The sequence below is a fragment of the Bacillus sp. AFS055030 genome (assembly GCF_002574545.1).
Lineage (GTDB): Bacteria > Bacillota > Bacilli > Bacillales > Bacillaceae_G > Gottfriedia.
This window is the reverse complement of the sequence record NZ_NUGT01000080.1, coordinates 76,569-97,889: the sequence shown is the minus strand read 5'-3', so window position 1 is coordinate 97,889 and position 21,321 is coordinate 76,569. Positions and strand designations below refer to the sequence as shown.

General features: G+C 32.5%; 27 protein-coding genes, 1 pseudogene and 1 riboswitch. Of the genes and pseudogenes, 22 read left to right on the top strand and 6 right to left on the bottom strand.

Translation table 11 applies throughout. The features are described from left to right. Positions 1-45 precede the first annotated feature (45 nt). A complete protein-coding gene (locus CN925_RS18450; protein ID WP_098848295.1) occupies positions 46-423 on the top strand; it encodes a VOC family protein in 378 nt (125 codons plus the stop codon). A 49-nt stretch (positions 424-472) separates the two neighbouring features. On the opposite strand, the gene CN925_RS18445 is transcribed toward CN925_RS18450, so the two are convergent. Beyond that, a complete protein-coding gene (locus CN925_RS18445; protein WP_056470694.1) occupies positions 473-958 on the bottom strand; it encodes a QueT transporter family protein in 486 nt (161 codons plus the stop codon). A 5-nt stretch (positions 959-963) separates the two neighbouring features. Beyond that, a riboswitch (PreQ1 riboswitch) is annotated at positions 964-1,008 on the bottom strand. Between the two features lie 183 nt (positions 1,009-1,191). On the opposite strand from CN925_RS18445, the gene CN925_RS18440 reads away from it, so the two are divergent. After that, the gene (locus CN925_RS18440; protein WP_098848294.1) at positions 1,192-2,145 is read left to right on the top strand and encodes a carbohydrate kinase family protein; all 954 of its coding nucleotides are present in this window, start codon (positions 1,192-1,194) and stop codon (positions 2,143-2,145) included. Between the two features lie 183 nt (positions 2,146-2,328). On the opposite strand, the pseudogene CN925_RS21420 reads toward CN925_RS18440, so the two are convergent. Together CN925_RS21420 and CN925_RS18435 are read right to left on the bottom strand one after the other, a co-directional pair. Next, positions 2,329-2,460 (bottom strand): annotated as a pseudogene (locus tag CN925_RS21420) (NADH-dependent alcohol dehydrogenase); the annotation flags it as partial. A gap of 23 nt (positions 2,461-2,483) precedes the next feature. Continuing rightward, on the bottom strand, positions 2,484-3,020 hold the full coding sequence (locus CN925_RS18435; RefSeq protein WP_098848293.1) for a flavodoxin family protein: 537 nt from the start codon (positions 3,018-3,020) through the stop codon (positions 2,484-2,486). Between the two features lie 239 nt (positions 3,021-3,259). Between CN925_RS18435 and CN925_RS18430 the strand changes: the two genes are divergently transcribed. From CN925_RS18430 to hisC, 6 genes are all read left to right on the top strand, one after another. Further along, positions 3,260-3,580: a winged helix-turn-helix transcriptional regulator gene (locus CN925_RS18430; protein WP_098848292.1), complete on the top strand. Its 321-nt coding sequence runs from the start codon at positions 3,260-3,262 to the stop codon at positions 3,578-3,580. A gap of 322 nt (positions 3,581-3,902) precedes the next feature. Next, positions 3,903-5,018 carry a 4-hydroxyphenylpyruvate dioxygenase gene (hppD, locus tag CN925_RS18425; RefSeq protein ID WP_098848291.1) on the top strand — a complete coding sequence of 372 codons (1,116 nt, stop codon included), beginning with the start codon at positions 3,903-3,905 and terminating at the stop codon, positions 5,016-5,018. 12 nt (positions 5,019-5,030) lie between these two features. Beyond that, positions 5,031-5,642, top strand: a complete 612-nt coding sequence (locus tag CN925_RS18420; protein ID WP_098848290.1) for a flavin reductase family protein — start codon at positions 5,031-5,033, stop codon at positions 5,640-5,642. Positions 5,643-5,646: 4 nt separating this feature from the next. Then, positions 5,647-6,543, top strand: a complete 897-nt coding sequence (locus CN925_RS18415) for a fumarylacetoacetate hydrolase family protein (RefSeq protein ID WP_098848289.1) — start codon at positions 5,647-5,649, stop codon at positions 6,541-6,543. Between the two features lie 10 nt (positions 6,544-6,553). Then, positions 6,554-7,705: a homogentisate 1,2-dioxygenase gene (locus tag CN925_RS18410; protein WP_098848288.1), complete on the top strand. Its 1,152-nt coding sequence runs from the start codon at positions 6,554-6,556 to the stop codon at positions 7,703-7,705. Positions 7,706-7,879: 174 nt separating this feature from the next. Continuing rightward, the gene (gene hisC / locus CN925_RS18405) at positions 7,880-8,962 is read left to right on the top strand and encodes a histidinol-phosphate transaminase (RefSeq protein WP_098848287.1); all 1,083 of its coding nucleotides are present in this window, start codon (positions 7,880-7,882) and stop codon (positions 8,960-8,962) included. A 123-nt stretch (positions 8,963-9,085) separates the two neighbouring features. On the opposite strand, the gene CN925_RS18400 is transcribed toward hisC, so the two are convergent. Both CN925_RS18400 and CN925_RS18395 read right to left on the bottom strand, forming a co-directional pair. After that, entirely contained in the window at positions 9,086-9,511 is a 426-nt protein-coding gene (locus CN925_RS18400) for an SRPBCC family protein (RefSeq protein WP_098848286.1), read from the bottom strand. Positions 9,512-9,534: 23 nt separating this feature from the next. Then, on the bottom strand, positions 9,535-10,554 hold the full coding sequence (locus CN925_RS18395; protein WP_098848285.1) for an aldo/keto reductase: 1,020 nt from the start codon (positions 10,552-10,554) through the stop codon (positions 9,535-9,537). 337 nt (positions 10,555-10,891) lie between these two features. On the opposite strand from CN925_RS18395, the gene CN925_RS18390 reads away from it, so the two are divergent. From CN925_RS18390 to CN925_RS18370, 5 genes are all read left to right on the top strand, one after another. Beyond that, complete coding sequence (locus CN925_RS18390) at positions 10,892-11,107, top strand: hypothetical protein (protein ID WP_286138507.1); 216 nt, start codon at positions 10,892-10,894, stop codon at positions 11,105-11,107. A 33-nt stretch (positions 11,108-11,140) separates the two neighbouring features. Further along, a complete protein-coding gene (locus CN925_RS18385) occupies positions 11,141-11,419 on the top strand; it encodes a hypothetical protein (RefSeq protein ID WP_098848284.1) in 279 nt (92 codons plus the stop codon). Between the two features lie 268 nt (positions 11,420-11,687). After that, the gene (locus CN925_RS18380; protein ID WP_098848283.1) at positions 11,688-12,218 is read left to right on the top strand and encodes an SF0329 family protein; all 531 of its coding nucleotides are present in this window, start codon (positions 11,688-11,690) and stop codon (positions 12,216-12,218) included. A gap of 420 nt (positions 12,219-12,638) precedes the next feature. Further along, positions 12,639-13,178: a PepSY-associated TM helix domain-containing protein gene (locus tag CN925_RS18375; RefSeq protein WP_098848282.1), complete on the top strand. Its 540-nt coding sequence runs from the start codon at positions 12,639-12,641 to the stop codon at positions 13,176-13,178. Positions 13,179-13,335: 157 nt separating this feature from the next. Further along, complete coding sequence (locus CN925_RS18370) at positions 13,336-13,674, top strand: DUF5655 domain-containing protein (protein WP_098848281.1); 339 nt, start codon at positions 13,336-13,338, stop codon at positions 13,672-13,674. Between the two features lie 80 nt (positions 13,675-13,754). Here CN925_RS18370 and CN925_RS18365 read toward each other — a convergent pair whose 3' ends face one another. Continuing rightward, positions 13,755-14,366 (bottom strand): flavin reductase family protein, encoded by a 612-nt coding sequence (locus CN925_RS18365; RefSeq protein ID WP_098848280.1) that lies wholly within the window; start codon positions 14,364-14,366, stop codon positions 13,755-13,757. A 102-nt stretch (positions 14,367-14,468) separates the two neighbouring features. Between CN925_RS18365 and CN925_RS18360 the strand changes: the two genes are divergently transcribed. The 9 genes from CN925_RS18360 to hisF all read left to right on the top strand — a co-directional run bounded on the left by CN925_RS18360 (position 14,469) and on the right by hisF (position 21,316). Further along, the gene (locus tag CN925_RS18360) at positions 14,469-15,155 is read left to right on the top strand and encodes an ArsR/SmtB family transcription factor (protein ID WP_098848279.1); all 687 of its coding nucleotides are present in this window, start codon (positions 14,469-14,471) and stop codon (positions 15,153-15,155) included. 137 nt (positions 15,156-15,292) lie between these two features. Beyond that, positions 15,293-15,469 (top strand): hypothetical protein, encoded by a 177-nt coding sequence (locus CN925_RS21415; protein ID WP_180233013.1) that lies wholly within the window; start codon positions 15,293-15,295, stop codon positions 15,467-15,469. A gap of 382 nt (positions 15,470-15,851) precedes the next feature. Further along, positions 15,852-16,769 carry an ATP phosphoribosyltransferase regulatory subunit gene (locus CN925_RS18355; RefSeq protein WP_098848278.1) on the top strand — a complete coding sequence of 306 codons (918 nt, stop codon included), beginning with the start codon at positions 15,852-15,854 and terminating at the stop codon, positions 16,767-16,769. Further along, on the top strand, positions 16,766-17,413 hold the full coding sequence (gene hisG / locus CN925_RS18350) for an ATP phosphoribosyltransferase (protein WP_098848277.1): 648 nt from the start codon (positions 16,766-16,768) through the stop codon (positions 17,411-17,413). The genes CN925_RS18355 and hisG overlap by 4 nt, the downstream gene beginning before the upstream one ends. After that, positions 17,394-18,680, top strand: coding sequence for a histidinol dehydrogenase (hisD, locus tag CN925_RS18345; RefSeq protein WP_218937241.1), 1,287 nt, complete (start codon positions 17,394-17,396; stop codon positions 18,678-18,680). The genes hisG and hisD overlap by 20 nt, the downstream gene beginning before the upstream one ends. Beyond that, complete coding sequence (gene hisB, locus CN925_RS18340) at positions 18,677-19,255, top strand: imidazoleglycerol-phosphate dehydratase HisB (protein ID WP_098848275.1); 579 nt, start codon at positions 18,677-18,679, stop codon at positions 19,253-19,255. The genes hisD and hisB overlap by 4 nt, the downstream gene beginning before the upstream one ends. Then, positions 19,256-19,879 carry an imidazole glycerol phosphate synthase subunit HisH gene (gene hisH / locus CN925_RS18335; protein WP_098848274.1) on the top strand — a complete coding sequence of 208 codons (624 nt, stop codon included), beginning with the start codon at positions 19,256-19,258 and terminating at the stop codon, positions 19,877-19,879. Further along, positions 19,857-20,588: a 1-(5-phosphoribosyl)-5-[(5-phosphoribosylamino)methylideneamino]imidazole-4-carboxamide isomerase gene (gene hisA, locus CN925_RS18330; RefSeq protein ID WP_098848273.1), complete on the top strand. Its 732-nt coding sequence runs from the start codon at positions 19,857-19,859 to the stop codon at positions 20,586-20,588. Before hisH ends, hisA begins: the two co-directional genes overlap by 23 nt. Beyond that, the gene (hisF, locus tag CN925_RS18325) at positions 20,558-21,316 is read left to right on the top strand and encodes an imidazole glycerol phosphate synthase subunit HisF (protein ID WP_098848272.1); all 759 of its coding nucleotides are present in this window, start codon (positions 20,558-20,560) and stop codon (positions 21,314-21,316) included. Before hisA ends, hisF begins: the two co-directional genes overlap by 31 nt. Positions 21,317-21,321 lie beyond the last annotated feature (5 nt).

Sequence of the window (21,321 nt, the reverse complement as noted above, 5' to 3'; positions counted from 1 at the left end):
TAAAATAGAGTGGTAGTAAAATTAACGAGTAGAGGAGATTTTTATATGATAAATAAAATTGGTAAAGTTACTGTTTATGTTGAAGATCAAGAGCAAGCAAAAGATTTTTGGATTAATAAAATGGGGTTTGTTCTAAAATTTGAAATGCCAATGGGGCCAGATGCTAAATGGATTGAAGTAGCTCCAAGCGAAAGTGAATTTACTACTTTAGTACTTTACTCTAAACCTTCGATGGAACAATTTAAACCAGAAAAAGTAGCTCATCCAACTGTACTTTTTAGCACTACAGATATCGAAGCTGCTTATGAAAAAATGAAACAAAATGGTGTAAAAGTTGATGACCTGATGAGAATGCCATACGGTTCTATGTTTAATTTCTACGATCAAGATGGAAATGAGTATTTATTAAGAGAAGACAAATAATACATAATAAAAAGAGTTGTTTCCAATTTGGAAAACAACTCTTTTTTACTTAAATAAGATGTTCGAATTTTACTCGTTTATTTAAATAGTACATAATCGGTATACCAACAACCATTACGACAAATTCACCAATTGCTGTAGTTAAATAAGTCATTGGGAATGGTAAATGAAATGCTAGTTTTAATTCGATTGCGATTAAGAACATAGTAATCGTAAAGACAACCGTGTTAACAATCATTCTCGGAATAATGCCTTTTATAAACTTTGATGTCGCGATCGTAATTAATAAAGAAATAATCGATTGGCCAACACCAAAGACTAAATCATAAGCCATAATTGGAGAAAAGAAAAAATTAGCTAATATAACGCCTAAAACGACTCCATATATGTACTTTTTATTAAAAACGACTAAATGGTTAAATATTTCAGATACACGAAACTGTACATTCGTAAACCCGAATGGTTGAATAAAATACGTTACTGCAATATATAATGCAGCAAATACTCCATTTACAGTAATAGTTTTTAACTTCATTTTGTTTCTCCTTAGTTTTTTTTCGTGGGAGGTTCTCGAACCACGTAAAATATATTTTTTTAAACGTAAGAATAAATATTATACTTAAAAATAATTTTAGTCAATAATAATAAAGAAATTAATGATGAAAATAAGTTTAAAAAAATACTTTATAAAAAATATATTATACTGGTATAATTGGTGAATCGAAACAAATTATTTTTCTTTCAGTTTAAAGTGAAAGGACTGACAAAATGACAAATCCTTCTAATCCATATATATTAGTATTTGGTGTTTCCATATGTGATATTATCGGGTTCACGAAAAAAAATTATCGCCCATATGATTCGAATCCAGGCAGCGTAAAAGTATCGTTTGGGGGTGTTTGCCGAAATATCGCTGAAAATATGGCGAAGATCAACGTAAACACAAAGTTTATTTCGGTAATTGGTGATGATATCAATGGCATCAACATGTTAAATCACGCAAAGAATCTGAATATAGATATGGAAGACACGTTAATTATTAAGGGTGAGTCTACGCCAACATATTTAGCCATATTAAATGAAAGTGGAGAAATGGTCTCTGCGGTAGTAGATTTAGATATCACAAACAATTTTACAATGGAGTTTATAGACTCCAAAGCAGATGTGATTCGAAATGCCGAATATATGGTAGTTGACGCGGATAATCCAAGTATTTTAGCTTATTTATTAACAAATTTCCATAATGACACTAAATTTATTTTAGATCCAGTTTCTGCTTCAAAAGCTTCAAAAATAAGAGATTATATTCAATATTTTCATACGATTAAACCAAATCGACATGAAGCTGAAGTACTATGTGGATTTGACATTACTTCAGTTGAAGATGTACGAAAAGCTGGCAAATATTTTAAAGACTTAGGCGTAACAAATGTCTTCATTAGTTTAGATGCAGAAGGAATTTATTATAATAATGGTATAGAAGAGGGTATTATCCAAGCAGATGGCGTATCAGTCGTTAATGTAACAGGAGCGGGAGATGCTTTAGTTGCTGGGATTGGATATGGCTATATGAATAATATGAGCATTGTTGATACAGTTAAATATTCGGTTTCAATGTCTTCTATTACAATTTCACATGTTGATACGATTAACCCGAATATGTGTTGTAACGTTGTAGATCACCAAATTAATGAACTTAATTGGATAGAAATGCAATTTTAGTTGAAAGAACCTTTCATTAGGTTCTTTTTTTTGATAAAAATGTCAGTGAAGTCGCAAATTAAGTCTTTTAACTCATCCATTACTAGTTCAATCTAAATAAGAAAAGAACCTAGCTAAATGCAAGGTCCCCTCCAATACTAAAAAGAGCGTACTAAAATATCTGTTACACTTTCCTTATCTGGCATTTTTTTTAATACTGCCGCCACCATAAACGATAAGGATACGATGATATGCTTGTACTTCATTTGCTAATTGTTCAATTTGATTTTTCCCAAACCATAATTTCGTTGGGTTATGTTGTAAAAATGGAATCAAGTTCTTACTCCTTTTAGTTGTACTTACTTATTTTTTAATGTTGTGTTTAGTATCTTTGCTTGTTGAATGGCTAATTGATCTTCCAATATTGCACCAGGTGTATTTCCTGTTCCAATAATATATCCTTCAAGTGTTGCTCCAATAAATTCGAATATATGTTTAAATTGTAAAATTAAAGGTAGTGCTTTAATTTTCGGCTGATCTCCACCAACAATTACGACATACATTTTTTTGTTTTTCATTTTTTCTGCGAATTGAAGATCTTTATTACGAAGACTTTGAGACCAACGATCAATAAAGTTTTTCATGTACCCACTCATACCATACCAATATAAAGGTGTTGAAAAAATAATCGTATCATGCTCTAACATTTCTTTAATCATTTCCTCGTAATCATCATCAATTGGTTGGAAGCCATTTGGTTCATGTCTTTGGTCGTTTATCGCTTTTATATTTTTATGACGTAATTGCACTTGTGTTTTAACTATATCTTTCGTAATGAGATTTGTTAGCTGCTCTGTATTTCCATTTTCCCTAGAACTTCCATGTATGATAAACATATTGTTTCCACTCCTTTAAATAAATGATGATTGTAATTATGAATGATAACGATCCTAAAATAAAGTACGTACTAAAAAGTGCCTATAAGCTTCTTTTTAGTTTGCGTCTTTAGAACTAAGTAAAAAATTTTTTAAACTAATTTTATTTGAACTATAAATTATTTGTATGCTATATTTTATAAACCTTTACTGTAGGACTTAATGATAATTTATTAGTAATAAGCAATGATGGAGGATTTATGAAAGAGTATAATATGCCGATTGAAGCAGCGATTGAGGTAATAGGTGGTAAGTGGAAATGTATTATACTATGCCATTTAGAAAGCGGTAAAAAAAGAACAAATGAACTTAGAAAACTGATGCCTAATATAACTCAAAAAATGTTAACACAGCAATTAAGAGAGTTAGAAGCAGATGAACTAATTAATCGTATTGCTTATGACCAAATTCCACCTAAAGTAGAATACGAATTAAATGAATATGGCAAATCAATGAAACCAATTTTAGATCTCTTATGTGAATGGGGCCAAAATCATATAAAGAAAAGCAGAACTAATTAAAAAATTAAGAAACGACAAAAAATTTATTTAATTGAAAATTTTTTGCAGGAAATTAAAAAGAAGTGTAGAAATATTTATTTTAGAGACTACTATATAAATGTAAAATCGATTCATAAAACGATGATTACATTTATATAGTAGTAAAGGTTGTGTGTTCGTTAGGAAAATCCCTATATATTTCCAAATGGTATTCTTGGCGAATTGTCATCCTTGTTAAGAATTTTTTTTATGCGGTTTATTTATTTTGTAAGCGTTTACTTAGCGCTCTTACATAGTTTTTTCTTTTCTTTACAAAAATCGTATTTTTTAGGGGGAAATTAAAATGAAACAAGATGAATTAAAACAAACAAATACTAGCTACGATGTTTTTCCGGTACAAGATGTACATCATTTAGAACTATATGTAGGGAACGCGAAACAAACAGCTTATTTCTTCGCTAACACTTTTGGATTTACACCAATTGCTTACTCAGGTTTAGAAACAAAAGTACGCGATAAAGTTTCTTACGTTTTAAAAAATGGTAATATTCGCCTAGTTATTACTGGAACTTTAAAAGAAGATTCTAAAATTGCTGACTTTGTTAAAAAACATGGCGATGGCGTTAAAGATATCGCTTTATTAGTAGATGATATTGAAGCAGCATATCAAGGTGCAGTAAGCCGTGGAGCAATTAAGATTTTACCTCCAACTGAAGTTAGCGATGAATATGGTACAGTGAAAAAAGCTGTGATCGCAACTTATGGTGATACAATTCACACATTAATCGAAAAAGGCGACTATAATGGTCCTTTCTTACCAGGATATAAAGATCGTGCATTCACTATTCCAGTAAATGAAACAGGTTTAATCGCATTAGACCATGTAGTTGGTAATGTTGAAAGAATGGAAGAATGGGTTTCTTATTATGAAAATGTAATGGGATTCCAATCTATGATTCATTTTGACGATGATGATATTAGTACTGAGTATTCTGCATTAATGTCAAAAGTTATGACAAATGGAAGCAGAATTAAGTTCCCAATTAATGAACCAGCTGAAGGGAAAAGAAAATCACAAATTCAAGAGTACTTAGATTATAACAATGGACCAGGCGTGCAACATATTGCTTTATTAACTGAGGATATTGTTGATACAGTTACTAAGCTTAGAGCTCTAGGTGTTGAATTCTTAAAAACACCAGATACGTATTATGATATGTTAACAGAGCGCGTTGGAAAAATTGATGAAGATATTGAGAAATTAAGAGAATTAAAGATTTTAGTTGACCGTGATGATGAAGGATATTTACTACAAATCTTTACTCGTCCAATCGTTGACCGTCCAACTTTATTTATTGAAATTATTCAACGTAAAGGTGCTAGAGGATTCGGTGATGGTAACTTTAAAGCATTATTTGAATCAATCGAGCGTGAGCAAGCTCTTCGAGGAAATCTATAAGGAGTTGTAACAATGGAAATTAGACCGGATACTTTACCATGGCAAGATGCTTATAAGCTGTTAATTGGTTCAGTGTTGCCTCGTCCGATTGCATTTGTTTCAACTGTAAACTTAGAAGGTGTAGCGAATGTTGCACCTTTTAGTTTCTTTACAGCGATTTGTGCTGACCCGATGTTAGTGTGCTTTGCACCAATGCTTAGAGGGACAGACGGCGAGAAAAAAGACACATTAAAAAATATTGAACAAACGAAACGATTCATTATTAATATAGTAAGTGAAGAAATTTGCGAAAAAGTTAATAACGCTGCTGCAGATTTCCCTTATGGAGTAGATGAATTTGAGCAAGTTGGACTTACAAAAGTCGATGGATCAATTGTACAAGTTCCTCGTGTAAAAGAAAGTTTAGTAGGACTAGAATGTGAGCTTCATGAGCTATTACATTTTGGTGAGAATAAAGGTGCTGGAAGTTTAGTAATTGGTAAAGTCGTCAATGTACATATAAATGATGAATTATATGCAGATGGCAAAATCAATACTGAAAAACTAAACCCAGTTGGCCGCCTTGCTGGCCATTCTTATACACGGGCAATTTCTGATACTTTTGCAATTGAAAGAAAAAGGTGAAGGTATGAAATTTATAACTTTTCAATATGATGGTAATGAGCGTGCAGGTTTATTAGTTGAAGATCAAGTAATTGATCTAAATAAAGCTAGTAATGGCCAAATTCCAGCAGATTTACTAACGATTCTAGAAAACTATGATTTATATAAAAATATAATAGCAGAAATTAAAGGAGAAGGTATTCCGCTTTCTTCTGTTCAATTGCGAGCACCATTACCAAAACCACAAAGTATTCGTGACTTTTATGCCTTTGAAGAGCATGTGAAAACTGCACGCTCAAGAAGAGGTCTAGAGATGATACCTGAGTGGTATGACGTACCTGTTTTCTATTTTACGAATCATCGAGCGGTTATTGGACCTGATGATTATGTCAGCATTCCAGCTAATTGTAAAAAGATGGATTTTGAATTAGAAATCGCTTGTATAATCGGTAAAGAAGGTAAAGATATCCCAGTTGAAGAAGCCGATGATTATATACTTGGCTATACAATATTGAATGACTGGAGTGCTAGAGATATTCAAGCACATGAAGTAAAGGTTGGCTTAGGCCCATCAAAAGGTAAGGATTTTGCCACTTCTTTAGGACCTTGCATTGTAACGAAAGATGAAATTGAGAAATTCAGAACAGGTAAAAGCTATGATTTGAAGATGACAGCCGCAGTTAATGGAAAGGTCATATCTAGTGGCAACTTTTCTACAATTTATTATTCTGTTCCAGAATTAATTTCTCATGCTTCAAAAAATGTAACGCTTTATCCAGGTGACGTGATTGGTTCAGGAACTGTTGGAACAGGTTGTATTTTAGAACTTGGTGAAGAAATACATCGCTGGTTAGAAGATGGAGACGTCGTTGAGTTAAGCATTACAGGTTTAGGTACATTACGAAATACTGTAAGAAAGTGAGGGGAAGCGTGTGTATTATCGTAGTCTAGGTAAGATTCCAAAGAAAAGACATATTCAATTTCGAAAAGAAGATGGAACATTATATAGAGAACAAGTAATGGGTACAAAAGGATTTTCAGGTACTCAATCTATTTTATATCATAACCATATGCCTACATCAGTTAGTGAAACATCATTTTATAAATCACTTCAAATTGAATTTGAAGAACAGACATCCTTGCAACACCGCCATATTCGTACAAACAATTTGGAGAAAAAAGGTGATGCTTTAGAAGGAAGAGTATACGTTTTAGGAAACTCTGATCTGTTAATTGCAGTTGCAAACGTAACAGAAGAAAGCAAACATTTTTATCGAAATGGTGAAGGCGATGAAATGTTCTTTGTCCATTACGGTTCAGGTGAAATCCAAACAATGTTTGGAACAATTACTTACCGTAAAGGGGATTATATCATGATCCCTATTGGAACAATTTACAAAGTAGTTCCAAATGATGATACGAAATTTTTAATTGTTGAGTCTAATAGCCAGTTAACAACGCCAAGACGTTATCGCAATGAATATGGCCAAATGCTTGAGCATAGTCCATTTTGCGAACGTGATTTTAGAGGACCAGAAACTTTAGAGACATATGATGAAAAAGGTGAATTCACTGTTCTAACTAGAGCAAGAGGAAATCTTTATAAACATGTCTTAACACATCATCCATTTGATGTAGTAGGATGGGATGGGTATTTATATCCATGGGCATTTAATATTGAAGATTTCGAACCAATTACAGGAAGAATTCATCAGCCACCACCAGTACATCAAACATTCGAAGGACATAATTTTGTCGTGTGCTCATTTGTGCCAAGGATGTATGATTACCATCCTGAAGCAATTCCGGCACCTTATGTACACAGTAATGTAAATAGTGATGAAGTCCTTTACTATGTAGAAGGAAACTTTATGAGTAGAAAAGGGATCGAACAAGAGTCGATTACATTACATCCATCAGGTATTCCACATGGACCACATCCAGGTAAAACTGAAGGAAGTATTGGAAAGAAAGAAACATTAGAACTAGCCGTTATGATTGATACCTTTAGACCTCTTTATGTAGTAAAAGAAGCACATCAATATGAAGATCCAGCTTATATGGGTAGTTGGATTGAAAAGTAGAGTCTTTTGATTCTACTTTTTATTTGAATTTTAAACAAGCTATGTAAAGATAACGCAGGCATTATGGGCCTTAGATAATTTGAAATATTCTTGAAAATAGGACTAGATTAAGAGCTTAATAATATGATAAACTGACAACATTATACAAAACTTTGAATAAAAGGAGAAATAAGCATGTACGTGAAACCACAAATTTTGACTCTTCAAGCATATACACCAGGAAAACCAAGTGAAGTAGTCATGCGAGAATATGGTCTAGACAAAGTTGTAAAACTTGCATCAAATGAAAATCCATTCGGATGTTCTCCTAAAGTTTTTGAAGAACTACGTAATGTCGTAAGTAAGTTTGCGATTTATCCAGATGGAGCGACAGAAGAAATTGGGAAGAAACTAGCAAAATTTTTAAATATACAACCAGATCAATTAATATTCGGAAGTGGTGCTGATGAAGTTATTCAAATGCTTAGTCGATCATTGCTAACGAAAGAACATAATATTATACAAGCATCTCAAACTTTTTCACAATATGCTCACCACGCAGTTATTGAAGGTGCAGAAGTTAGACCTGTTCCTTTAGTGAATGGTGTGCACGATTTAGATGCTATGCTTGCACAAATAGATGAGAATACTAAAATTGTTTGGATTTGTAATCCAAATAACCCAACTGGTACATATATCGGAAGCCGCAAATTAGTCGAGTTTTTAGAAAAAGTACCAAGTACTACATTTGTAGTTGTTGACGAAGCTTACGTTGAATATGTTTCGGCATCAGATTTCCCGGATACAATCTCATTATTAAATAAATTTGAAAATCTTATCGTATTAAGAACATTTTCAAAAGCTTACGGCCTAGCATCATTCCGAATTGGTTATGGAATCGCAAATAGCAAATTAATTGAAGAATTAAATATTGCTAGACTTCCATTTAACACGTCAATGTTATCTCAAGTAGCAGCAATAGCAGCACTTGAAGACCAAGTCTTTATTAAAAACTGTGTCGAGGAAAATAAAAAAGGAATGGAACAATACGAAGAATTTTTCAACAGTTATGGAATTGAATACTATCCATCTCAAGCGAATTTTATATTTGTTCCACTTGAAAACAGTCAGGAAATCTTTAAAGAACTAGAGTCAAAAGGATATATTATCCGTGCGTTCCCTAACGGAATCCGAATTACAATCGGAACTGCTGCCGAAAATGATGGATTAATCTTAAATTTGAAGTCTTTATTAACGAAAAATACTTCTAAAATTTAAAACGTTATGTTAAATGGAGCTTTAGATCATCTATAATATAATTAACTTAATCACAGAAAAAAATCCGCTCAAAAAAATTGAGCGGATTTTTTAACCTCTATTTCACTAATGAAAATTTAGTAATTATACTGCTAAAACTTGAAATGCTTGTCTTAATGCTTCCAATCCATCACTATAAATCCCACTGAATAGTTTGATTACTTCTTCATCCGTTGCATCAACAGGTGTAAAACTGCCAGACCATTCTACAATTGATCGATTAGGATCAGAATGCTCTAAAACGCGTATTGTTGATTGATAGTTTGTAACTGGGAATGGAGCTTTCATAATTGAATACGTATAAAAATGCTCTTTATCATTAAACTCTTCAAGACGTTCTACAATTGCATCTCCATCAGGATTTGCTAAACTTCGAACACGTCCACCTTCTAATAATTCACTACTTGGGATGTATGGTAACCAATCTGGTAGCGAATTGAAACCGCCAATTAATTGCCATACTTTTTCAGGATTTGTTGGAATTTCCATTGTAACAATTGTGTTAGCCATTTTTTATCGCTCCTATATTATAGTTATTTTTTAATATCAATTGGTAGAGGTGCATTTTCTGACACTAATTTTTGTTCTCTCATTTCATGCCAGAATGTAGCTGGAATTACTTCGTTTAATGCAGCTTGGTCTTCAGCAATTCGCTCTGGTTTACTTGCACCTGGAATAACTGTTGCAACTGCTGGATTTGATAATGAAAATTGAATAGCAGCGGCTTTCACACTAATACCATGTCGATTTGCAATTCCTTTGATCTTCTCAACTTTCGAAATAATTTCAGGTGATGCTTTTTGATATTCGAAATGAGATCCACCAGCTAGAATACCAGAGCTATATGGGCCACCAACGATAATATCAACATTTTGTTTAGCAGCTTCAGGCATTAAACGTTGAAGCGCACGATCATGATCTAAAAGTGTATAACGACCAGCTAATAAACTAACATCTGGTTTGTATTCACCTAATTCTAATGCGATTTCAATTGGTTCTACTTTATTTACACCAAGTCCCCAAGATTTAATAACACCTTCGTCTCGTAATTGAGAAAGTACGCGGAAAGCACCAGTACGAGCAATTTCAAACTGTGCAATCCACTCGTCACCATAAAAGTCTTGTGCAATATCATGAACATAAACAATGTCTAATCGATCAGTTTTCAAACGTTTTAAACTTTGTTCGATTGAACGTAAAGTTGCGTCTGCACTATAGTCGTTCACAAGTTTATTCTTACGTCCAAATTCGAAAACTCCGCCTTTTTCACCTAAGTCTCGTGCTGAAACGTCTTCTAGTTCATCTAAAATTAAACGTCCAACTTTTGTACTTAAAACATAATCATCACGTTTGTATTTTGATAATACTTCTCCAAGGCGGATTTCAGCTAGACCTGCACCATAAAGTGGCGCTGTATCAAAATAGCGAATGCCATGATCCCAAGCTGCTTCAACAGTTGCCACTGCTTCTTCATCTGGGATGTTACGGAACATATTTCCTAGTGGAGCAGTTCCAAAACCTAGTTTTCCTTGAAATAAATTAGTCTCTTTCATGTAAATCCTCCTATATATAAACTTCATGAAAATGATGAAGTTAAGTTAAATTGTAGGTAGAGATTAGAAATTAGATATTCAATGGAATCCTCTAAAGAATCTATCCTCTACAGATGCTATTATGGAATATATTTAAAAAGAAAAAAAGAACGTACTTTAAAGTGCGATAGTAACTTGTATGTTCTATAGGCACCTTTTGGTTACTTAAGAATAGGCATTTTTGTCCGATAAGAGTATTAACAATATAAATGGAGACAATCAATAAAAACCACATTAATTCCAATATATGGTAATATTAAATTATCAAATAAGTAGGTAAAAAGGAGCGGGAGGAAATATGAATCCACTACATATTAATTACGAATACAAACAAAAAGAAAAGAAAAATGGTAATCATATTGTCTCAGTACGAAATAAAGGGGAGAATGCTTTACTGGAAGTTGAAAAGAAAGGAAATCAAGTAGACATTATCACTTATTGGAAGAATGAAAAAACAACGAAGTTCACTATTCCATACGAACTCTTTGAAAAAATAAGTAATGATATTCAATAACATAAAAATAGATAAATTGGTAGGTGTTTTTTGATGGAATATATGTTTATTGGATTAATATTAGTCATTATGTTCGTACTTGTAACAACAGTTATGGATAAACTTAACAAACTAGAAAATCGGATGAAAAATATCAAGATTACTTTAGATCAGATTGCAAAAGTAGTAGAAGTTCCAGAACATCCAATTAATAATGATTTACGTGAACTTTTAAAAGAAGGAAAAGAAATTCAAGCAATTAAACAGGTTAGAGCTGTTTTAGGCCTATCATTATTAGAAGCTAAACAATATGTTGATGCTTTAAAAATATGATTTTTTTCCGATTTCCTTCGTTATAGCGGACTTGTATGATGAATGACTGATAAATTTTTTGTTGAATTTGTTTTTATAGAAAGCACTGTTAAAGTGGAATGTTGATTTTTTTATTCAACTGTATGGGGATATTTACAAAAGCAAAAAAGTAAAATGATTTTTTACTCTCTATTAGATTGTAGCTAGGAATTATTTTCCGAGAGAGAAAAAAATATGTGATATTTTACCAATTTCAATATAATTGGAATAGTTAATGGAGGATAATATTGTGTTGTATAGTCCCAAATGGAGCAAAGCAAAGAAACGATTAATGAGTTTACTATGCGAACCATTACGTTCGAGAGTGGATTTTCAAGTGATTAATTACCGTAAAGCACATGATCAATTGGGTAGAGCTGTAATGACTGTCGATAAAGTAGAAGTATTAAGTATGTGTACAATACTGGCTGAAAGAGCAGAATACAAAAGAGAACGCGAGATAAGAAATGGATCTAACAAATTTAACATTAATGATGTAAATGAGAATCTTACAATACAGAACCAGGCTCATAGTATCATTAAAAAAGAAGGAATTTATGGTCAGTATGATTTTTTCTTTGCATTAGAAGAATATTTTAATTCTCCAATTGAAATATTATTAAAATCCTCAGACATTCTAATAAAAATACTGTGTCTGTTAGATCGTCGTATAGGAAAAAGAACATTAATTAAAATGGAAAAAACAATAATAAACGAACATAGACTTATTCAATACTTTTATAATCTACGTTGTAATGTTGAAGGGATTAAATTTAACTGATGTATTACTTTAGGAACGCATTGCGTCTATTGAAGTTCAGAAGCAGCCATTGACTGCTTTTTTCTTTATGTATATGGCTGTATAGTTGCATAAATAGAATGATAATTTTAAAAAAATTTTTGTTTTTTATCGGATTAATAATGTTCATGATTGGTATATACTTATCAACCTATTAGAATGTAATCGGTATGTTAAAGGCATTGCAGGCGGCATGGTAATGGGAATTAGTACTTATTTCTTGGTTACTAAAATAACTAATCCATAATTGAGCTAACTAATGTGCTAGTTACATAAGAAGCAAAAAGATCTGGTAGCCTAGATCCTTTTTTTATTGCTTATGAGAATGTTTATGTTAACTAGATTCGAACTATAATTTACATTGAATATTAGTAATAAAAATTTAGATAAGGTGTGAGGAGAATGTCAAAATCTTTAAAGCTGTATCAATTTAGTCGAAAAGTACATAAATGGTCAGGATTAATTTTATCTTTGTTTTTTATGTTTATTGCAGTAACAGGGCTCATGCTAGTTTATATGATACCATTAGGAGTTGCAGATGAGTTAAAAATAGGGAAAGAGGCGAGTCCAAGTCAAGCGATAACAATGGATAAAGTCGTTTCAATTGCGACATCTCAAGGGCTCTCAGGTGCCAATTCGGTTGAAGATATTTTTAGGATAGAATATAGACCTGGTTTAAACATTTACCAGGTTCGCTTTAATAATAGCCAAGACGTTCAAATTGATGCAAGCACAGGCAAGGTTTTATCTAAAAATCCTGATTACTCGACTTTCATCATTTCTTTACATGATGGATCCTTCTTTGGTAATTGGTATAGATACAGTATCCTAACAATGACTGGTTTATCCTTAGTACTGTTATCATTCTCAGGGTATTATATGGTGGGCTATCCAATTTATAAGCGTTTAAAGGTGAGAAAAAGAGAAAGTGTTGAATTATAATTTGTAGAAAAATTTGACTAGTCAGGCTTGTTGAACAAAAAGAGTTGCTTTGGTGACTCTTATTTTGTTTAACTAAATGGTAGTTTAGTGGAATAAGGCTTTTGGTAAAATAATGGTAATACACTTAATTGTTGGGGAGAAAGAAGGCGATAACAATATGTCTGAAGATGAATTATTCTCAAATAAGGGATCTAATGTTTATGAAATATATTTAACATTACTCGATTTATTAAAAGAAATAGGACAATTTGAAGTTGAGTTTAAAAAGACTTCTATTCATCTTTTGAATAAGTATTCATTTGGAGGAGTTCATCCAAAAAAGAAATGGCTAGATTTTAATTTAGTTACAAACCATCATATTGAACACGAGAATATTACTAAAATTGAACAAGTATCCAAAAACAGATTTCACATTAACTTTAGATTCCATAGTAAAGACGACATAAATCAAGAGTTTTTAGTTCTTTTAAAAGAATCATACCAATTGATGGGTTAGTTAGAGAAGAAGTCAGATGCCATACAAGTTGGAATCTGACTTTTATATTTGAAGTACTATTTTTTACTAAAAAGAGAGATCTATATTTCCGAACGAAAAGTTTTACCTAACTTATTTCCGAGACCGAAGTAATGGCGGAAATTATATATTAGTGGACTCCATTTATTTGGATCGATATGATTTTCTTCAATGATGATCTCATTATGAGCATGTACGTGCAAAACTTGTGTCTCGACAATTGCAAAATCAGGTGAATGTTCGGGAATACGAATGTGTTTTACAGTTGCCTCGATTTGAATTGGGCATTCCGATATACGTGTAGGTTTTACGGTTTTTGATTCGATAGCGGTTAATTTACTGATATCGTATTTTTCTTTTACATATGTAAATCCTATATTTTTCTTAAAATGAGGAACGGGATTTTTTCCGGTATATGGAGCTAACAATTCCACATTCTCCCATAATAAAGGGCTAGGAACATTGATTACACATTCAGGATGTCGCTGTAAATTTTCAATAGCTTTTCCACCAAGTCCAATTCCTAATATGATGCATTCTCCTAAAGCCCATGAGGAAGACATAGGGCTAATATTAACTGTTTGATCCTCATTTAATGTATTTAGTAAAATCACAGGTGTTCCATAGTATAGAATTTTAGGTTGTATTAACTTTGTATTTGTAAAATGACTCATTGTATTTCCTCCTAATCATTATTTCCTTCAAAATTTATTGTAGAATATAAATAGTTCTATTATCATCGAAATATGGATTACATAATGAGAGGAGAATGAAAAATGAATGCAAATCCTAATGTGGCAGTGGTTGCTACACTTGTAAGTGAAAGGTCCCGTGCGGCAATTTTAACTGTCCTTTTAGATGGAAGATTCCATCCAGCTAGCGAACTGGCATATATGGCTGGAATAAAACCACAAACGGCTAGTTTCCATTTAACAAAATTGGTCGATGCGGAAGTAGTGAGCGTAGAAAAACAAGGAAGACATCGATACTATGGTATTCGAAATCAAGAAGTTGCTCAAATAATGGAGACATTATTATCACTTGCTCCTCCCATTGAAATCAGGTCTTTAAAACAAGCTACAGAAAATACAGCAATACGTTATGCACGAACGTGTTACGATCATCCGGCTGGAAAGTTTGGGGTACTATTAACTAATTCTTTAGTTAATTTGGGTGTTATAAGTGAAGAAAGTCAAAGCTTTATTGTGACAAAAAAAGGTGAGAGATTTTTTACTGATTTTCAAATTGATCTTGAAAAAATTAAGAAGAAGCGTCGATCATTTTCACATAAATGTATAGATTGGAGTGAAAGACATTACCACCTTGGTGGGGCATTGGGAAGTGCTCTTCTAGAAAGATTTATAGAATTAAATTGGATTCAACGTATGCCAAAATCAAGGGCAGTAAAGATAACATTTGAAGGAAAAAAAGGATTTAAAGAAACATTTTTATTTGATATTTAACTAACTATTACAACAATCAACCAGAAAAATCCGGATGCATTCAAGTAAAAATATTAATACTTGAAGAGAATAAACTTTTAACTTTAGAATAAATATTATATGAAAATATAGACACTGTTGAAATGGGGATTGAGTTAATGAAAGAACGGTCGGAAAAAAGACAGATTGTTCCAGTTGGTTCAAAAAGTGCTATTACTTTCGGTTCTGCTTTAGCTATTACAATATCTTGGAGTATTCATAAATCGGTTCTATGGGCAATAATTCACGGTTTTTTTAGTTGGTTTTACGTTATTTATTATGTTTTTACAAGGTAAAATGTACGTTCAATATTTTACTATAATAACCAGTTGTTAGTAGAAAAAACAGATATTCATTCAATAGATTCAAAAAATTAAAAAACGTTAATGAAAACCCTTTCAGATTTTTTATTTTTTAAAAGGGATTGACAATTTATAACAAATTCATTAAGATGAATAAAAATAAAACGAAAAAGGAGACATGAACATGTTTTTCGCACGCACGAATAATGGGCTACAACATCATCATCCACCCAGGGTTTGAATCTATGGACAAAAATTGACCATAGATACAAGCCCTCTTCGTGTTACGAAAAAGGTGCTTGTGTCGTGCCAGAAGGCCATACAGGCATTTAACCTGTATGGCCTTTTTGTTTTTTCTAGAAGGGGGAATGTTCAATTGGATGGGAAATTAAAGCAGTCATTAGTCAATTATCAATATAAAAGAAAAATGGAAGATTATGCACTAGAACGAGGATATATCCCATTTCATCCTCAATTATTTGAAGAATATGATTCATTTTCAAGTCGAAATCCAAGATTAGCTAGAGAAGATTTAGTTGTTGTTTTAACACGGTTACAGCAAATTTTATTGTTAAGACCTGATTTAACAAGTGCACTGATGAAAGAAATTTATCCAATCGCACTGAAGGAAGAGAAATGTAAAGTATTTTATCAATCAACAATTTATCGGAATAATGGGGTGGAACTTGAAGAAATTAATCAATTTGGAATTGAAAATTTAGGTCGAATTACGGAAGAATCTGAAATAGAAGTAGTTATTATGGCAATTGATTTATTAAGTAATGTTCCATTTATTTTAGAAATCGGTCATACAGGGTTTATCGACGGATTATTTAAAGAATGTAATTTAACTGAGTCGCAAAAAAATAAATTAAAAAAGCTAATTTATTTAAAAAACATAGATGAATTAGAACGATTTATTCAGTCAATTAATTTACCATTTCAAGCTAGGAATGTTTTTGAACAGTTATTTAGTTTACAAGGTAAAGGAGAAAAGCTACATTCATTACTGAAAAGCTTAGTATTAAATAATGAAATGGAAAATGCTGTTGAAAAGGTAATCAAATTTCAAGAAATTAGTCCAAATATTCTTCTCGATTTATCAATTGTAAATGAATTTGATTATTATGACGGAATCGTTTTTAAAGGGTATTATGATCAGTTAAATAAAGAGGTTTTAAGTGGAGGACGCTATCTTCTGGTGTCTGAAGATTCGGAAAACAGCATTGATGCAATCGGATTTTCGATCGATACAAATGCTTGGATAACTTGTCAAATGAGGGATGTAAAGTGAGTTGGCTAACAGTTGCAGTTGCAAAAGGAAGACTTGAAGATGAAGTCATTAAAATATTAAGTCAATCTGGTTACAAAAAAGTAATTGATTCTAAAACTAGAAAACTAATTTTTGAAGATGAGTTACAAAAAATTAAATATTTAGTAGTAAAACCAGTGGATGTCGCTACATATGTTGAGCGAGGAGTTTGCGATCTTGGCTTTGTAGGAAAAGACATTCTGTTAGAACAAGAGAAAGATGTCTATGAGTTGATGGATTTAGAACTAGGAAAATGCATTTTTGCTGCAGCGGGTTTTCCAGGAACGTTAATTGATCGAGGTGATGAAACGTTAAGAGTTGCGACAAAATATCCAAATATTACTTCGAAGTATTTCCAGTTTAGGCAAAATATTGAACTGATTTATTTAAACGGTTCTGTTGAATTAGCACCAATTGTAGGCATGTCAGATATTATTGTTGATTTAGTCGAAACAGGAAGTACTTTAAAAGCAAATGGATTAGTTATTTTAGAAGAAATGATTCCAATCAGTGCTAGAGTGATTTCAAATCGTGTTAGTTATCGATTTAACTATTTCCGTATTACTGAATTTATCGAAAAAATTAAGAAGGGTAGGAACATATATGCTGGAAATTTTATCGATTAATCAAAAAAGCGAAAAACTTGAAAGTATTATAAACCGAACGAATTTGCCCACTGTTGAGATCACAAAAAGTGTAGAAAAGATTTTATTAAATGTGAAAGAAAATGGTGATGAAGCGGTACGTCAGTATTCTTTAATTTATGATGAGGTGAAACTAAAAAGTTTTGAAGTAAGTGAAGATGAGTTTAATGAAGCCCTAAAACAAACCGATGAAAACTTAATCAATGCATTAATTGAAGCTAAGAAAAATATAGAGACTTATCATGAAAAGCAACTGCAAGATGGATATAAAATAAATGAAAAAAATTCATATGTTCAACAAATCATAAATCCGATTGAAAGAGTTGGTGTGTATATTCCAGGAGGAAAAGCGGCATACCCATCAACCGTATTAATGAATGTAATTCCTGCCAAAATAGCAGGAGTGAATGAAATTGTCATTATAACGCCACCAAATAAAGAAGGAAAAATTAAGCCTTCCATTCTAGTTGCTGCAAAATTAGCTGGTGTTACAAAAGTATTAAAAATTGGTGGAGCGCAAGCAATCGGGGCACTGGCGTATGGAACTGAAACAATTGAAAAAGTAGACAAAATAGTTGGTCCAGGAAATATTTATGTGGCGCTTGCTAAGAAAAGCGTTTCGGGAATAGTAGGAATTGATATGGTTGCAGGCCCAACTGAAGTTGTCATTTTAGCAGATGAAACAGCCAATCCAAGATTTATTGCAGCTGACTTAATGGCACAGGCAGAACATGATGAAATGGCATCTAGTATTGTGATTACGAATTCAGAAGAGTTTGCCCAAAAAATACAGCAAGAAATACCAAACTTATTAGACGAACAGCCGAGAAAAGAAATTATTAAAAGCTCATTCGAAAATTATGGAGCCATTATCGTCGTTCAAACAATCGAGGAAGGAATTGAACTTATTAATAAGCTAGCGCCTGAACATCTTGAACTAATGATAAAAAAGCCAGAGTCGATCGTTCATAAAGTGAAAAATGCTGGTGCTATATTTTTAGGAGATTATACTCCAGAGCCTGTTGGCGATTACTTTGCGGGAACGAATCATACATTACCGACTAGCGGAACTGCAAGATTCACCTCGCCATTAAATGTAAATGATTTTCAGAAGAAAACATCCGTTGTTTACTACAATAAGGCGGCCTTAAGTGAAGCAAGAAAACATATTGAATTGATCGCAGAGGAAGAAGGACTATATGGTCACGGTAAAGCAATTAGTATTCGATTTGAGGAGGATTCAAAGTGAGAACTGCATCGATCACAAGACAAACAAATGAAACAAATATTCGATTGAAACTAAATTTAGATGGTGATGGAGAAAGTACGATTCAAACTGGTATTGGCTTTTTAGACCATATGTTAACGTTATTTTCATTCCATAGTGGCATTAATTTAGAAGTATTTTGTGAGGGGGATCTTGAAGTAGATGATCATCACACAACAGAGGATGTTGGGATCGCATTAGGTAAAGCTTTATTAATTGCGTTAGATGAAAAATTTGGCATTAATCGTTACGGCTCATGTTATATTCCGATGGATGAAACATTAGCTAGAGTAGTCGTCGATTTTAGTGGCAGACCGTATCTTGTTTATAATGATAAAACGGTGAGAGAACGTATTGGAATGATTGATACACAGAATTTTAAAGAATTTTTTAAAGCATTAAGCTCCGAAGCTAAAATGAATTGTCATATGGAAGTTTTATATGGAGAAAATGATCACCACAAAATTGAAGCTTTATTTAAAGCATTTGGTAGAGCGGTTAAACAAGCAGTTGAAGTAACTTCGACTAAATTACCTTCAACGAAAGGAATGTTATAAGTGAATATTATTATTGATTATGGTGTAGGTAATTTAGATTCATTAAAAAGAGCATGTGAGGAAATTGATTTTCCTGTGGTTATTACAAATGAAATTGAAGTAATCAAGCAAGCATCATCTATTATTCTACCAGGTGTTGGCGCATATGAAGCAGCGATGAACGAATTAAATCGACTTGGTTTAGTAGATTGTATAAAGTTAAAGGCAAAAAGCGGTACACCGATTTTAGGAATTTGCCTAGGAATGCAATTATTATATGAATTTAGTGAAGAAAACTTCGGAGCAAGTGGGCTAGGCTTAATTAAAGGTTATGTAAAACGTATACCTGACATCGTAAAAGTACCACATATGGGCTGGAACAATCTAAATTTTACTAAACAAGAATCATTTTTAAAATATGTAAATGAAGGTGAGTATGTCTATTTTGTACATTCATTTTATATAAGTTCAACAAATGAAGAGCTTTTAGCTTATTCCGACTATGGAGTGAAGATTCCAGCGATTGTTAAATCCGGTAATATTTACGGAATGCAATTTCACCCTGAAAAAAGCGCAGAAACTGGTCTAAATTTATTAAAAGCATTTAAGGAGATGTGTTTATATGATTCTATATCCAGCAATTGATTTAAAGGACGGTAACTGCGTTCGCCTTGAGCAAGGGGACTTTAATAAGAAAGTAATTTATAAGAGTTCACCACTTGAAGTCGCGTTAGATTTTGAAAAAGCAGGTGCAAAAGTATTACACATTGTTGATTTAGATGGAGCTAGAACAGGAGAAAGGAAAAATGCACAAATTATAAAAGAAATCGTTCAAAATACGAATTTAAACATTCAGTTAGGTGGAGGAATAAGATCACTTGATTCGATTTCATTTTGGTTAGAATTAGGTGTTGAAAAAGTAATTTTAGGTACAGCTGCTATTAATAATAGACAACTTTTAGAACAAGCGGTTTTACAATACGGTGATCGAATCATTGTAGGAGTAGATGCAAAAAACAGTTTTGTAGCCATAAATGGTTGGGAAGAGTCGACTAATCAAGATAGCTTTGAATTTTGTAAACTGCTAGAGTTGCTTGGTGTGAAAACAGTCGTATACACTGATATATCAAAGGACGGCATGCTTTGTGGACCTAATTTAGAAGCATATAAAAGATTAGCTGAAGAAACAAATTTAAATATTATCGCATCAGGTGGAGTGAGCTCAATCAATGATTTGAAGTCCCTTTGCAAGTTAAATATTTATGGTGCGATTTCAGGTAAAGCTTTATATGAAGGAAAATTTACAGTTGAGGAGGCACTTAAATGCTTGCAAGAAGAATTATACCGTGCTTAGACGTTCGTAATGGACGAGTTGTGAAAGGAAAACAGTTTTCAAGTATTCAAGATGTAGACTCTCCTACGAAACTAGGAAAATATTATAGTGATAATGGTGCTGACGAGTTAGTCTTTTATGATATTACAGCCTCAAATGAAGAAAGAGATATATCATTGCAATTTGTTTCAGAAGTAGCGAAACAATTGCGTATTCCTTTCAGTGTTGGAGGTGGGGTACGGTCGATTGATGATTTTACGAAACTATTAAGAAATGGAGCCGATAAAGTCTCAATCAATTCTGCTGCAATTTTAAATCCGACTTTAATTAAGGAAGCATCTGATCGTTTTGGATCACAATGTGTTGTGCTTTCAATTGATGCAAAGTTAAATAAAGATGGCAATTATAAAGTGTATATAAATGGTGGCCGAAAAGAGACTGAATGGGACGCAGTCGATTGGGCAAAAAAAGGTGTGGAACTTGGAGCGGGTGAAATTGTTTTAAATAGTATTGATGAAGACGGGATGAAAAGAGGATTTGATATAAGATTGCTTCAAAAAATTACTAATGCGGTTAATGTTCCCGTTATCGCATCAGGTGGCGCTGGTAAAGTAGAACACTTTTATGATGCGATTGAATATGCAAATGTCGATGGCGTTTTAGCTGCATCAGTATTTCATTTTGGAGAGATCAAAATTAGTGAATTAAAAGACTATTTAAATGAAAAAAATATTCCAGTTCGACTATAGGAGGA

What these genes read in the sequence shown, in the direction of transcription:
- hisC (WP_098848287.1), top strand. Translation starts at nt 7,880, where the DNA reads ATGTACGTGAAACCACAAATTTTGACTCTTCAAGCATATACACCAGGA.
- CN925_RS18430 (WP_098848292.1), top strand. Translation starts at nt 3,260, where the DNA reads ATGAAAGAGTATAATATGCCGATTGAAGCAGCGATTGAGGTAATAGGT.
- CN925_RS18375 (WP_098848282.1), top strand. Translation starts at nt 12,639, where the DNA reads ATGTCAAAATCTTTAAAGCTGTATCAATTTAGTCGAAAAGTACATAAA.
- hppD (WP_098848291.1), top strand. Translation starts at nt 3,903, where the DNA reads ATGAAACAAGATGAATTAAAACAAACAAATACTAGCTACGATGTTTTT.
- CN925_RS18420 (WP_098848290.1), top strand. Translation starts at nt 5,031, where the DNA reads ATGGAAATTAGACCGGATACTTTACCATGGCAAGATGCTTATAAGCTG.
- CN925_RS18435 (WP_098848293.1), bottom strand. Translation starts at nt 3,020, where the DNA reads ATGTTTATCATACATGGAAGTTCTAGGGAAAATGGAAATACAGAGCAG.
- CN925_RS18450 (WP_098848295.1), top strand. Translation starts at nt 46, where the DNA reads ATGATAAATAAAATTGGTAAAGTTACTGTTTATGTTGAAGATCAAGAG.
- hisA (WP_098848273.1), top strand. Translation starts at nt 19,857, where the DNA reads ATGATTCTATATCCAGCAATTGATTTAAAGGACGGTAACTGCGTTCGC.
- CN925_RS21415 (WP_180233013.1), top strand. Translation starts at nt 15,293, where the DNA reads ATGAAAGAACGGTCGGAAAAAAGACAGATTGTTCCAGTTGGTTCAAAA.
- CN925_RS18365 (WP_098848280.1), bottom strand. Translation starts at nt 14,366, where the DNA reads ATGAGTCATTTTACAAATACAAAGTTAATACAACCTAAAATTCTATAC.
- CN925_RS18360 (WP_098848279.1), top strand. Translation starts at nt 14,469, where the DNA reads ATGAATGCAAATCCTAATGTGGCAGTGGTTGCTACACTTGTAAGTGAA.
- CN925_RS18370 (WP_098848281.1), top strand. Translation starts at nt 13,336, where the DNA reads ATGTCTGAAGATGAATTATTCTCAAATAAGGGATCTAATGTTTATGAA.
- hisF (WP_098848272.1), top strand. Translation starts at nt 20,558, where the DNA reads ATGCTTGCAAGAAGAATTATACCGTGCTTAGACGTTCGTAATGGACGA.
- CN925_RS18395 (WP_098848285.1), bottom strand. Translation starts at nt 10,554, where the DNA reads ATGAAAGAGACTAATTTATTTCAAGGAAAACTAGGTTTTGGAACTGCT.
- CN925_RS18415 (WP_098848289.1), top strand. Translation starts at nt 5,647, where the DNA reads ATGAAATTTATAACTTTTCAATATGATGGTAATGAGCGTGCAGGTTTA.
- CN925_RS18445 (WP_056470694.1), bottom strand. Translation starts at nt 958, where the DNA reads ATGAAGTTAAAAACTATTACTGTAAATGGAGTATTTGCTGCATTATAT.
- CN925_RS18440 (WP_098848294.1), top strand. Translation starts at nt 1,192, where the DNA reads ATGACAAATCCTTCTAATCCATATATATTAGTATTTGGTGTTTCCATA.
- CN925_RS18385 (WP_098848284.1), top strand. Translation starts at nt 11,141, where the DNA reads ATGGAATATATGTTTATTGGATTAATATTAGTCATTATGTTCGTACTT.
- CN925_RS18390 (WP_286138507.1), top strand. Translation starts at nt 10,892, where the DNA reads ATGAATCCACTACATATTAATTACGAATACAAACAAAAAGAAAAGAAA.
- CN925_RS18400 (WP_098848286.1), bottom strand. Translation starts at nt 9,511, where the DNA reads ATGGCTAACACAATTGTTACAATGGAAATTCCAACAAATCCTGAAAAA.